Consider the following 13,705-nt stretch of genomic DNA (forward strand, 5'->3'; position numbering starts at 1 on the left):
TGGAAAAGACAAAATTGTCACATCCATGTGCCCGTCCGGGCGCATTCTGCCCCTCAGTGTCAGCTCTTCAACTCCATCCTTCCGACGAAATCCGTGCGCTGCATCACAAAGTCGCTCCGGCATAAGCCGCCGACCGTCGAGCAAAGGCCGGCTGCTTGAATTTTCATCAGTATTCGCGCCGTAAGCACAGTGAAAAAAACCACTGTGCGGGTTTTGGGGTGTGCCTGGAATGGGGGGGAAAGATCCGGACCAGGCTATAAAAATACCGGAGTCGACAATGCGTGCATTTATTTCAGGCCTGCTGCTTTGTGCAGCGCTTATCGCGTCACCTGTCTGGGCCGAAGGCCCGCTTTCCAGTGAAATCCAGAGTTATCTGATTGAGCGCGGCCAGAACGGCGAAGAACAGCGTGTGCCGACCACCCAGGCGGCGCCGGGGGATGTGATCGAATACCAGCTCGTCTACCGCAACACCTCCACACAGCCGCTTTCCGGCCTGGTGGTTACCGGCCCCATACCCGCCAACACCCAATACGTCGAAGCCAGTGCACAGACCGCTGTGGACGCCGGCTTCGTGGTCAGCGCAGACGACGGCAGCCACTTCGGTGCCGAGCCGCTGATCGATACCACCCGGCGTTCAGCCGGGGAAGAGCAGGCCGTTATCCCGGCCGAGGCCTACACCCACGTGCGCTGGACGCCGAACACGGCGATCCAGCCCGGTCAGGTGCAGACCTACAGCTATCGCGTACGCGTGCTGTAACCCCGGGGGATCGGGAAGCACGGGCGCAGCCTGCTGTCGCGCCCGTTTTTTTAAGGGGGAGCCTTGGGTGAGCGGCTTTGGGAAGCCGCTGCGGTCTCAGACCGCTCTCGCAAGGCAGTCCGTTTTTTTTATCACCAATCCAACTCTCTGAGGAAGAAGCCATGAAACATGCCTTCAATAAGGGCGTGTTGTCTTCGAAGGTGGGCGCGTGCCTGCTGGCCAGCAGTGTCCTGTTTGCCGCTGGGCAAGCATGGGCGCTGACGGCTGCCGGAACCGACATCAAGAACAAGGCAACCGTTACCTACGAGGACAGCAACGGCAACAGCTATTCCGCACAATCGAACGAGGCGGTGGTGACCGTCGCGCCGGTGTATGCGGCCACGCTGGAAGACGACGGCACCAAGTCCGGTGCAGCCGGTGAGATCGTGTATTTCACCCACGTGCTCACCAACACCGGTAACACCAGCGACACCTATTCCCTCGACGGCCTGACCGGGCACGGCAGCGGCGGCACCGCCGGCAGCTACCAGGTCTACGTCGATGGCAACAACAACGGCCTGCCGGATGCCGGTGAAGTCGCGACCACCAGCGTGAGCCTGAACGCCGGTCAACAGGCGCAACTGATCCTGGCCGTGCCGGTGCCGTCCGGCACTGCCGCAGGTACCGCCATCAACGCTACGCTGCTGGCGCGCTCCAGCCAGGGCAATGGCCTGGTGGACGACATCGGCGCCGACGGGGACAGCGAAGACGACACCAACAACGTGGTCATCAACGTCACCGCCGACGCGGTCCTGGTGGTGAACAAATCCGCCACCGTGAACACCGCCACCAACGAAATCACCTACACCCTCGAAGTGAAAAACAACGGCGCACGTCCGGCCAACGACGTGGTGATCTGGGACGCGATCCCGGCCAATGCCAGCTTCGTACAGATGGTGTCGGTGAACGGTCTGCTCGGTTCCAACGGCGACCAGTGGCTGGACAACAACGACACCTGGCAGAACCTGCCGAACGGTTACGCCGCCGTGGCCAACCTCACCACGGTCGATGAACCGGCGGGTGTGGACATGAACGGTAACGGCACACCGGGCGAAACCGGCCTCTCGGGTATCGCCTTCCGCGATGCCGTGATGGGCGTGAACACCACCGTGTCGATCGTGTACCGCGTCAGCTTCGATCCGAACCTGGCCGCCGGCACCCAGATCCGCAACGTGTTCGCCGCACAGGGTGACCTCGACGAAGACGGCAATGAAGAGCCGCCGGTACCGTCGCAGCCGGTGACCACCACCATCGCACAGTTCTTTGATGTGGTGGCGGATGACACCGACGGCGCCAACGGCGACGCCGATGCCGACAACGACACCTTCCTGGTCGACAGCGCCGCCTCTGGTGCCACCGTGACCTTCTTCCACAACGTGACCAACGCGGGTAACGGCAGCGATGTACTGGAACTGCGCGTGTTCAACGATGCCGGTGCCGGCCATGCCGAACAGCCCGGCGGCGCCGCGGCCTTCCCGGCGGGCACCACCTTCACACTGTGGAATGCTGCGGGCTCCGTGCAACTGACGGACACCAACGGTGACGGCAACGCCGACACCGGTGTGCTGGGCGCCAGCGGCAGCCAGGTGTTCACCGTGAAAGCGAAACTGCCGGCCGGCTTCAGCGGCACCGGTCCATACGCCTACACCCTGCGGGCCACCTCTGCCAATGACGTGGGTTCACCCGCTGCGTCCGATGACACCCTGGGTGTGCTGACCGCGATCAATGCCCCGGCCGTGGATCTGGCCAACACCATCGACGCCACCGGCATGGGCGACAGCCTGGTCGACGCGGATGCCTACGCCAATGGTGTCGTCACCACGCTGTCCGCCGCCGTGGGTGGCACCGTGACCTTCGATCTGTTCCTCGCCAACGAATCCGGCAGCGCGCAATCCTACAACCTGAGCGCGCCAGGCCTGCCGGCAGGCTGGTCGGTGGTGTTCCGTGCAACAGGCGTGGACGTCAACGGTAACGGCAGCCTGCTGGATCCGGTCGACAACACCAGCATGGCCGGCAACGTGGTCACCTCCACGCCGAGTCTGCCGGCCGGTGCGATCTTCGCCTATACCGCAGAAGTGACCGTGTCGCCGAATGCTGCGCAGGCCCCGGCCGGCACGCAGAACATCGAGTTCCGCGTCGAAGCGGCGTCCAACGCGAGCATTTTCGACCGCAAACTCGACGCCGTGACCGTGCTGCCGAACCGCGTCATCAGCGTCACTCCGGACGGCTCCAACCAGGTGCAGCCGGGCGGTAATGTCGATTACCCGCACGTACTGACCAACAACGGCAACTCCACCGAGACCGTTGAGCTGACCGCCACCAACCTGCTGGCCGGCGACGGCTGGAGCAACACCACTGTCGCGTTCGTGGGCGCAGGCTGTACCGCCACCGCACTCACCAACCTGCCGCTGGGCAGCCCGATCGTGCTGTGTGACGCCGCCGGTAACCCGGTCAGCGTGACCATCGCCGACAGCGACAGCGATACCTATCCGGAAATCACCCTGACGCCGGGCCAGAGCATCCGTCTGCGTGCCACCGTGTTCGCGCCGTCCAGCGCGGCCCAGGGCGCCCAGGACGTGCTGACCCTGGCCGCCACCAACATGGACGGCGCTGCGCCGGCCACGGCGTCGTCCTCGGCCACCGACAGCACCGAAGTGATCCTCGGCCAGGTGCGTCTGTTCAAGCGTGCCGGTGTGGATGCGGACTGCGGCTGTGCCGACGGCTCCAACTGGACCCCGGACACCGGCTTTGCCGAAGTGCAGACCACCCAAGTGGCACCGGGTGAGTGTGTGATCTGGCAACTGCGCGCCACCAACGAAGGTGCCGCGACGGCCTACAACGTCACCGTCACTGACGAAGTGACGCCGTTCACCACGCTGGAAAACACCGACAACGCCTGTGTGGATTCGGTCGATGGCAACAACTGCGTGCCGAGCGCAGGCGCCATGGCCAACAGCGGCGTGGCGCCGGTGGTGGAGTGGACCGTGGGCGACCTGCTCTCGGGTGACACCGCACGCACACGCTTCTGCGTGAGCGTGGACTGATAACCGTCCCCCCCCTGAGACCCTCTCCTGAAAAGGGGAGGGTTTCCCCAGCCGGTGCGTGCATCGGTTGCGGAAACCCTCGCCAGGGGCCAAAAAAACTGGGTAACGAGCCGCGATGATTCGGTGCTGCGCTAAAACGGTTTTCAGCCTGATCGTGCTGCTGGCGATAGCCGGCAGCGCGTGGGCGGCCGTGACCGCGCCGGGCACCGTGCTCTACAACCAGGCGCAGGTGCGTTACTTCGATCCGCTCAGTGGCAGCGTCAAGGTGCTGAAGTCGAATGTCTCGCAACTGGTGGTGTCCGCCGCCCGTTCGGTGCAACTGGATGCCGACGCCGAGCGCTATGTGGCGGCCGGTCAGCAGATCAGCATCGGCCACCAGCTCACCAACACCGGCAACCTCGCCGACAGCTATGCGCTGGCGCTGACCAACCTGGGTGGCGATCACGGCGACCTGCTGGCACTGAACCTGTATCACGACCAGAACGGCAACGGCATCGCCGATCCGGGCGAGCCGCCGCTGACCGCGACGCCGAGCATTCCTCCCGGTGGCAGCCTGCTGCTGGTGATCGCCGGCACCGTTCCCGCCGGCCAGAACGCCGGTGACCAGTTGCAGGTGCACCTGGCCGCCACCTCACAAAGCGATTCCGCCGTGGCGGACGACGTGACCGACACCGTGCACGTCGGCAACGGTGCCTTCCTGAACCTGAACAAAGTCTCCAGTCAGGCATGCAGCATGCCGGTGACGCCGGGGCAGACGCTGCGCTACACCATCACTTATACCAACACCGGCAATGCCGCACCGTTGACGCGCACCCTGCAGGTGGATGGCCAGCCGGAAACCGGTGTGCTGATCGAAGACGTGCTGCCCGGCAACGTGCTGCTGGAAGCCGGCAGCCTCACCGGCCTGTCGCCGGTACAGGCCATTGCGATGGTGCACCTGGCCGGTACGGCGGCGGATCAGTGGCAGCGTTTTGACCAGTGGGATGGCGTCAGCGCCGTGGAGCGTTTCGGCGTGCTGGTGCCGGCGGCGCACATGGGCAGCAACTATTCCGGCGGTTTCAGTTTTGCCGTGCGCCTGAACAGCAACATCAGTGCCGGCACCGTGTTGCTCAACCGCGCGCGCGTCGATGTGGACGGCGATGGCACGGCAGAATTCACCAGCAGCCAGGTCTGCAACACGGTGCAGGGCAACAGCGCGCCGGCGATTGCGTTCCTGCGGCCCAGTGCGGCGGTCATCAACGGCAGTGGCGTGCCGGCCCACGGCAGCGACGGCGATTTCGAGCGCGCCGACATTTATCGCCTGCTTGCCAGCGACAACCCGGACGTACTGCGCCAGGGCGTGTACGTGCAACTGGATGCGCAACAACTGAACCTGTCGCCGACCGAACAGGATGTGCTGGAAGTGACGGACAGCGGCGAGCGCCTGATCGCGGTCACGCTCAGCTCACACCTGACCGGCGACAGCGTGCGTGTGGTGATGCGTGAAACCGCTGCCAACAGTGGCCGTTTCCGTAGCGTCTATCCGGTGGTGCTCAGCGCACAGTCCAGCGGCAACAACGGCCTGTGTCCGGCCGGTGCAACCCTGGCATCGCAACCGTCCTGGCATGCCGGCACCACCACCACCGATGCGCTCAACCAGGGGTGTGTGCTGCGCTCCGCCGGACAGGACCGCCTGACCGCGCGCTTTGCCGTACCGATGCGCGACAGCGGCGGCGGTACCTCGCTGCAGGTGGTCACGGCCGCCGCAGCGGTGGACCCGGCCGGCATGGTGTTTGACGCCAGCAACGGCCGCCCGCTGCCGGGCGCCAGCGTGATGCTGTACCAGTCACGCCAGCCGCTGGCCAGCAGTGGCGCGGCCAGTTGCAGCGCGCTGACGGCGTCCGACTACGTGCTGGCCACGCACCCGTTCACCGGCGACACACTGCCGGTGGAAAAGACCGACACCAGCCATCCGGACAACAGCCTCATCGAAGGCGAATACCGCTACCCGTACGCCTCGCCCGGTTACTGCTATTACCTGGATGTGACGCCACCTTCCGGTTACCACTTTCCCTCGCGCATTGCGCCGGCATCGGTGCAGATGTTCTACCCGAACATCAGCGAGAGTTCCTATGGCCTGGCCGGTTACGATCCACTGGCGCCACGCAATGGCGCGGCCAACAATCGCGGTGCCTTTCTGCTTGGTGCAGAAAACGTCTACGTGGATATTCCGGTGGACCCGGCCGACGGCGGCAACGGGGGCACCCTGGTGCTGGACAAGCAGGTGGACATGGCCAGCGCGGCCATCGGCGACGTACTGGCCTACAGCATCAACCTGACCAGCAATCACGATACCGATCTGTTCGCCGCGCGCATCATCGACACCCTGCCGTACGGTTTCCGCTACGTGCCAAACAGCGCCTGGCTGGAGGTGGACAACCAGCGTGTGCGCATTGCCGAACCTGCCGGCGGCGGCGCGCAGAAAACCTTCTCGCTGCAACGGCTGAACGCCGACGGCAGCCTCAGCGCATTGCCGCTGGCACCGGGCAGCAACGTCACACTGCATTACGGCCTGCGCCTGAGCGCCGGTGCCGCCGACAGCAGCGGCATCAACCGCGCCGTGGCGGAAGCCAGCACTCTGTCCGGCTTTGTCTACCGGTCCAACGAAGACCAGGTGCGGGTGGAGATCCGCAGCGAAGGCGTGCTCTCCGACAAGGCGATGGTATTCGGCAAAATCTACGTCGACAGCAACTGCGACAACCTGCAGAGCGACGGGGAATGGCCGATCGGTGGCGTCAAGCTGTACCTGCAGGACGGCACCTGGGTGATCACCGATGAAAACGGCCAGTACAGCATTTACGGTCTGAATCCCGGCCTGCACACGCTCAAGATTGATCCGCTGACGCTGCCGGAAGGCGTGCGCCTGAAACCGATCGACAACCGCCATGCCGCCGATCCCGGCAGCCGCTTTGTCGATCTCACACCGGGTGAGTATCACCGCGCCGATTTTGCGGCGGTCTGCCCGACACCGGGCCGTGCGCAGGCGCTGTTTGAAGAACTCAAGGCACGCAACGCCGCCATCGATGGCGAGTGGGTGCTGGACGAAGCCGCGCGCTTTGACCCGATGCGCCAGCAGAGCACCGGCACCGGTTATCAGCAGGCCGGCGGCGACGGTGACCTCGGCAGTGGTGTGTATACCCAGGGTGTGAGCCGTGGCACCGATGCGACCGCCATCAATGACGCCTGGCAGCGTATCGGCCGTGCCAACGCCGGCAGCGTGGCGCCAGCAGAAGACAGCGCCGGCCAACAGGCGTTGATGCCGGTGACCGAAGTGGTGGCAGCAAAGATTACCCACGCCCAGGCCCAGGTCGGCACCTGGCTGTGGCCGCAGGATGAAGTCAGCCGGGACGGGCGTTTCCAGGTTGTGGTACGCGCCGGTCTTGCGCCAGTGCTGGAAGTGAACGGCGAGCCGGTGCCGGACAGCCAGCTCGGCGAGCGGGTGCTGAACCGCCGTGAAAATGCCGAAGTATTGTCCTGGTACGGCATCACGCTGCGCGAAGGCAAAAACCAGGTCGTGGTGGTCACGCAGGACGGTTTCGGCAACCGGCGCGAACTGGCGCGGGGAGAATTTGTCCGGCCCGGTGCGGCACGGCTGCTGGAGATGCTGCCGGAAGCGGAAACCCTGGCCGCCGACGGCGGGCGTTCCGCGTTGCCGATCCGCATTCATCTGCGCGATGCGAACGGCTATCCGGCGCGCGGCGTGCATTTCGTGACGCTGGAAGCAGACCTTGGCCTGTGGCAGGAAGATGACATCCAGCCGGAGAGTGCCGGCCACCAGGTACGGGTACAGGACGGCGAGGCACTGGTGCACCTGCGCAGCACCGAATACACCGGCCCGGTACGTCTGCGCGCCAGCCTGGAGCAGCTCACTGCCAGCGCCCGCGTCGAGCAGGTGGCGCCGCTGCGGCCCATGGTCGCGACCGGCTTCGTGCAACTGCGTGGCAGCGTCAGCAAGATCAACGACAGTGGCCTGTCGCCCAGTGATCAGCGTGACGGCATCGACGACGATGGCCTCAACGCCCGTGCGGCGGTGTTCATGAAAGGCCGCGTGCGCGGCGACGCGCACCTGATGCTGGCCTACGACACCGACAAGGACCTCGACGAAGAAGACGAAGTGCGCCGTGACCTGAACCCGGCGGACTACTACCCGATACCCGGTGATGCCTCGGTGCGCGGCTACGACGCGCGCAGCCGCAGCAAACTGTACGCGCGGCTGGAAAAAAACCGCCACAGCATCATGTGGGGCGATTACCTCACTGACGCGCAGAACGAAGTGCTGGACCTGGGCCGCATGCAGCGCACCCTGACCGGCGTCAACGCCGTCTACGACAACGGCAGCACCCGCGCCCAACTGTTCGGCGCACGCCCGGACCTCGACCAGGTCACGGAAGAATTGCGCGGCAACGGCACCGCACTGCTGTACCGGCTGAGCAACACCCCGGCCCGCGACAGCGAAACCGTGGAATTGCTGGTGCGTGACCGCAACAACCCGGGCCTGGTGCTCACCACCCGCTCACTGACCCGCTACGTCGATTACTCGGTCAACTACTTCACGGGCGATATCCGTTTCCATGATGTGATTCCAACGCTGGACGAAGACCTCAACCCGGTATTCCTCCGCATCAGCTACAGCATCGACGGTACCCGCGATGCCTACAATGTCTACGGCCTGCGCCTGCACCAGCAGTTGACCGAGCGCTTCGGTGTCAGCCTCTCCAGCACCCGCGACGAACATGAATCCGACGGCTTCGACCTGCACAGTGTGTCGGCGGAATACCGCATCAACGACCGTACCCGCGTGCACGCCTCCAGCGGCCGCATGGGCCACGAGAACGGTGACCCGGACGGCAATGCCTACGCCATCAACGCACAGCATGCCTGGGAGAATGGTTCTACCACCGACCTGCGCTGGGCACGCGCCGAGGAGAATTTCGACAACCCTGCCGCCGGCATCAGCGAAGCGCGCGAGGAGCTGCGCCTGGAACATCGCCAGCAGTTTTCCGCCCGCACCGCGCTGACCCTGGAAGGGCTGCGCAGCGAACAGCTGGATGGCGATGACGAACAGAACAGCGTCGGCCTGATCGGCGAACAGCAGTTCGGCAACACCGCACTGCGGCTTGGCGCGCGCGGTATCGAACAGCGCGACAGCACCGACAGCGATCGCTTTGGCACCTGGATCGTCGGCGCCAGCCAGAGCCACAGCCTGTTCGGGCGGCCATTGCAGATCGGCACCGACTACGAACAGGCGTTCAGCTACAGCGACCGTCGCCGCATCGGTGCCGATGCCGATCTGCAGATCACCGACAAGACCAGCCTGTACAGCCGCTACGAAATGATCAACAGCCTGGCGGGTGTGAACATGTTCAACAGCGATACCGAAACGCGGCAGTTCACCTTCGGTGCGCGTTCGGCGCTGACCCGCAATACCGATGTGTTCTCCGAATACCGCCAGCGCGGTGCCATTGACGGCCGCGATGTGGCGGCGGCCAACGGCGTCAAGTCCGATATCGAACTACAGCCCGGGTTACTGTTCACCCCGTCGATCGAATGGATCGAGACCCTGGACGGCAACAGCCAGCAGGACGCCACTGCGATCTCTGTCGGCATGGAAGACAAGCGCAACCCGAACCGCCGCACCCTGGGCCGGGTGGAAACCCGCTTTGGTGACGGCCGCACCTACTACGGCCTGAGCGCGGCCAATATCTGGCGCGTGACCACCGACTGGTCGGCCGTCGTGCGTGACGACCTGCGCCTGCAATACACCGACGGCCAGCCGAAAGAGGGCGACAACATCGTCACCCTGGGCGCCGCGCACCGGCCACGGCGCGACAACCGCCACCACATGCTGTTCATGTACAAGTGGAAAGAACACTGGGGCGGCCTTAGCGGCGCCGACCGCACCGTGCACATGTTCTCCACGCATCACAACTACCAGGCGGCGGACAACTGGATTGTCTCCGGCCGCATGGGCGTCAAGTGGCAGCGCACCGATCTGGGTGTGGTCACCGCCTACACCGACGCCTGGGTGATGGATGGCCGCCTGATCTGGGACATCACCCGTCGTTTCGATCTGGATCTGCACGCAGGCGTGCTTGGCACCGAAGGCGTGAGTGAGCTGCGCCACAGTGCCGGCATCGGCATTAATGCCCTGGTACGCCGCAATCTGCGCATGGGCATCGGCTACAACCTGGTCGGTTTCCGCGATGAAGACCTCGACCCGGAAGGCTACAACGCCCACGGCGTCTACATCGGCCTGGAATACAAATTCGATGAGAACGATCTCGGCTGGCTGGGCAGCAAGGCGGCTGGCCAGCGCAGCTACATGGGGGCATCACGATGAATATTCTGAGGATCGCACTGCTGGCGGTGTTCGTTGCGCTCAGCGGCTGCGCCACCACCGATGCGCTGTACGCACAGTACGATGACCTGTGCCCGGTGGAGATCGCCGTTACGCCGGTGGGGCTGGTGACGGTGACCGGCATCGCCACGCTGGATGGCAGCGTGCGCACCGACACCTGGGAACCGGCGGTGTATTTCGGCTTCGACAACGCGGTGCTCGATGACGAAAACCGCGCGCGCCTGAACAGCAATCTCGCCGTGCTGAACCATTACCCGGCGTTACAGATCAGCATACAAGCTTTTACCGACCAGGCCGGCGATGCCGTCTACAATCGCTGGCTGGCTGAACAGCGCCAGCGCACCGTGGTGAATTTCCTGGTGCAGAACGGTATCGCGCGGCAACGCATGAACGTGGCCGCACCGGCGATGGAAGCGCCGATCAATCCGGGCACGGGGGTGCAGGAACGGATCGTCAATCGGCGCGTGGAACTGATGCCCCTGGACGCCCAAGGCCGGCCGCTGCTGCTGCGGGTGGATTTCGATGGCAGCGGCGACGAGCGATTCGTCGCGCCGGCGCCGGTGAAATAAGGGGGAACGGGGATGCCGATGACGCGGTGGGGAACAGCGTGGCTCGCGGGGGCCGTGGCGGCGGGGCTGGGCCTGGCCGTGCACGCGGCCATGCCGGTCGCCGGCACGCTGATCCGCAACCAGGCGGTGGCCACCTTCCGCGCCTGCCTGGATGACGGTTGCGCCACCGTCTCTGACGAACAGCGCGTCAGTTCCAACATCGTGCAGACGCTGGTGCAGGCCGTGCCGGGCATCGAGCTGGTCAGCGCGCAGCAGCGTATCGGCCAGCCAGGCGGGCGCGTGCTGTTTGCGCATGTGCTCACCAACACCGGTAACGACAGCGACCGTTATCAACTCTGCATCAACGGTGTTTCATCGCAGATCAGCGCCTGGCAACTGTATGCCGACGACGACAGCGACGGCCAGCCGGACAGCCTGACACCCTTGATGGACCAGACCGACGCCGACGGCTGCCTGGATACGCCGACCGCGCTGCTTGCCGCCGGCGACAGCCTGCAGGTGGTGATTGGCGCCGACATCGCGCCCTCGGCCAGCACCGGCACCAGTGCGGCGCTGGCATTGCAGGCGCGCAGCGAGGCAAACAACGCGCTCACCGCCAGCAACAGCAACCAGATCGCGCTGGTGAATGGCCCGGTCATCGACGTGGTGAAAAAAATCAGCAGCCCGTATGCGCGCTCGCCGGGCGGGCCACTGACCGTGACGCTGACCTGGCAGAACACCGGCACCGAAACCGCCACCGACGTGGTGATCGAAGACATCCTGCCGCTGCAATCCGTGGCCGGCGTCAGCGCCGGGATGCAGTTTGTGCCGGGCAGCGCGCGCTGGAGCAGCACCGGCGCGCTGGTGCTGACCGACAGCGATGACGGCGCCCAGGGCACCGCGCCGCTGACGATGGATTTCTGCGCCTATGACACCGGCGCGGCGGAAATCCGCTGCCAGGATCGTGTGCGCGCGGTGATCAGCCGGGTGACGCCGGGCGCCACCGCCTCGCTGACGTTTGAAGTGACCGTGGCACCGGGCCTGCCGGACGGTGACCGGTTGCTCAACACGGCGCGCTATGCCTACCGCAATGCCGCAGGTGATCTGGCTTTTGGTGACCCCGTGCCGTTTGACAGCAACACGGTGGCGCTGCGCATCCGCAGCCGCGCGCAGGTGCCGGGTGTGGTGGCCAACAACGACAATGGCGACAGCAGCACCGGTGCCGATGACGTCAGCGACAGCGGCAATATCGTTCAGCACGCGGCAGTGGGGCAGGGGGCGCAACTGACCTTCAGTGGCGTGATCTGGAACACCGGTGACGGTGAAGACCGCTTTGACCTGCGCGTTCTGACTGACCAGCACCGTACCGGCGGCACGCTGACCGATCCGTTTCCCGCCGGCACGGCCTTCATGCTGCTGCGCGCCGACGGCTACACGCCGCTGACCGACACCAACGGCAACGGCCTGCCGGATACCGGCCCACTGCCACGGCCAGACAGCAGCGGCCTGTGCCCGGCGCGTTTCGTCGTCAACGGTGCCGGTGATGCCTGCGGCCTGGTGGTGTCGGTACTGGTGTCGTTGCCTCCGGACGCCGTCGGCGGGCCGCGCCACGCAACGCTTGTCGCGAGTTCAGTGACCGACGATACGGTGCGCAACGCGGTGACGCTGCGTCTGTCGGATATTGTTGCCAGTACCGTGGATATCACCAATGATCGCGCCGCCGACGGCAGCGCGCCGGGGGAGGGCGCCGGCCCGGAAGCGACGCCGGTGACGGTGGCGCCGATCACACCGGGCGGCAGTGCGATGCTGGTGCTGGTGGTGAACAACCGCGGCAGCGTGCAGGACAATTTCGATCTGTCGTTCAGCGGCAGCGATTTTATTCCTGGCCAGTTGCCGGCGGGCTGGCAGGTGCAACTTCTGAATGATGCAGGCGCCGGTGATTGCAGCGCGACCAGTGCGGTGCTGTCCAACACCGGCCTGATTCCCGGCGGCCAGTCACGCGTGATCTGCGCGCGCATCACCGCGCCGGCCAACGCGGGCAACGGGCAACAGAGCCTGTACTTCCGCGCACGATCACCGACCACCGGCGCGCAGGACATCAAGCATGACGCGGTGCAGATCAACACCGCCCCGGCGCTGAGCCTGACGCCGGACCAGATTGGCCAGGTGATGCCTGGCAGCCATGTCCTGTATGTGCATCAGCTCAGCAACACCGGCAGCGAACCACTCAGCAACGTGCTTCTCACCGGCGGCCCCGATGCCGCGCTGGACAACGGCTGGTCGGTGTCGCTGTTCGAGGACACCGACGGCAATGGCGACTGGGGCCCGGCGGACCAGCCGTTGCCGGCCGGTACCCCGCTGGCCACGGTGGGCGGCGACGGCATCCTGGCGGTGGGCGAAAGCGTGACCCTGTTCGCGCGCGTGTTTGCACCGGCCAACGCGGCCTACGGCATCACCAACACCAAGACAATTTCTGCCACCGCGCAGGGTGTCACATTATCGGTCAGCGCCAGCGCGCAGGATGTTTCCACTGTCAGCAACACGCAGGTGCGGCTGAGCAAAGAGCAGGCGCTGGACCAGAATTGCGACGGTGTGCCGGACGGGCCGGGCAGTTGCACCGGCGCTGGCTGCTTCGTCTATACCCGTTTCCAGGCCGTGCCGGGACAGCATTGCGTGATCTACCGGGTGACAGCACTCAACAACGGTGGTGAAACCATGCATCAGGTGACACTCAACGATCGCACCCAGCCGTTTACCGCGATGCTGGCCGCCGCCACGGACTGCCAGTCACCGGCCGGTGCCTGCACCGGCGCAGTGGTGGCACCAGCGGACTTCGGCACGGGCGATATCAGCGTCAATGTCGGTGAACTGGCCGCAGGCGAAACCGCAACGCTGATCTTCGGGCTGAGGGTGCAATGAT

The 13,705-nt window shown here is 65.2% G+C and carries 5 protein-coding genes; all 5 read left to right on the plus strand.

All coding sequences use genetic code 11. From position 1 onward, the window contains the following. Window positions 1-277: 277 nt before the first annotated feature. The gene (locus tag S7S_RS05135; protein ID WP_008737361.1) at window positions 278-757 is read left to right on the plus strand and encodes a DUF11 domain-containing protein; all 480 of its coding nucleotides are present in this window, start codon (window positions 278-280) and stop codon (window positions 755-757) included. A 161-nt stretch (window positions 758-918) separates the two neighbouring features. Further along, a complete protein-coding gene (locus tag S7S_RS05140) occupies window positions 919-3,840 on the plus strand; it encodes a beta strand repeat-containing protein (protein ID WP_008737363.1) in 2,922 nt (973 codons plus the stop codon). A gap of 115 nt (window positions 3,841-3,955) precedes the next feature. After that, the gene (locus S7S_RS05145; RefSeq protein ID WP_008737367.1) at window positions 3,956-10,219 is read left to right on the plus strand and encodes a DUF11 domain-containing protein; all 6,264 of its coding nucleotides are present in this window, start codon (window positions 3,956-3,958) and stop codon (window positions 10,217-10,219) included. Next, the gene (locus S7S_RS05150; protein ID WP_008737372.1) at window positions 10,216-10,806 is read left to right on the plus strand and encodes an OmpA family protein; all 591 of its coding nucleotides are present in this window, start codon (window positions 10,216-10,218) and stop codon (window positions 10,804-10,806) included. The genes S7S_RS05145 and S7S_RS05150 overlap by 4 nt, the downstream gene beginning before the upstream one ends. Window positions 10,807-10,824: 18 nt before the next feature. Continuing rightward, the gene (locus S7S_RS05155) at window positions 10,825-13,704 is read left to right on the plus strand and encodes a DUF11 domain-containing protein (RefSeq protein WP_144401598.1); all 2,880 of its coding nucleotides are present in this window, start codon (window positions 10,825-10,827) and stop codon (window positions 13,702-13,704) included. The last annotated feature ends 1 nt before the right edge of the window (window position 13,705 follow it).

The organism is Isoalcanivorax pacificus W11-5, assembly GCF_000299335.2.
GTDB classification, from domain to species: domain Bacteria; phylum Pseudomonadota; class Gammaproteobacteria; order Pseudomonadales; family Alcanivoracaceae; genus Isoalcanivorax; species Isoalcanivorax pacificus.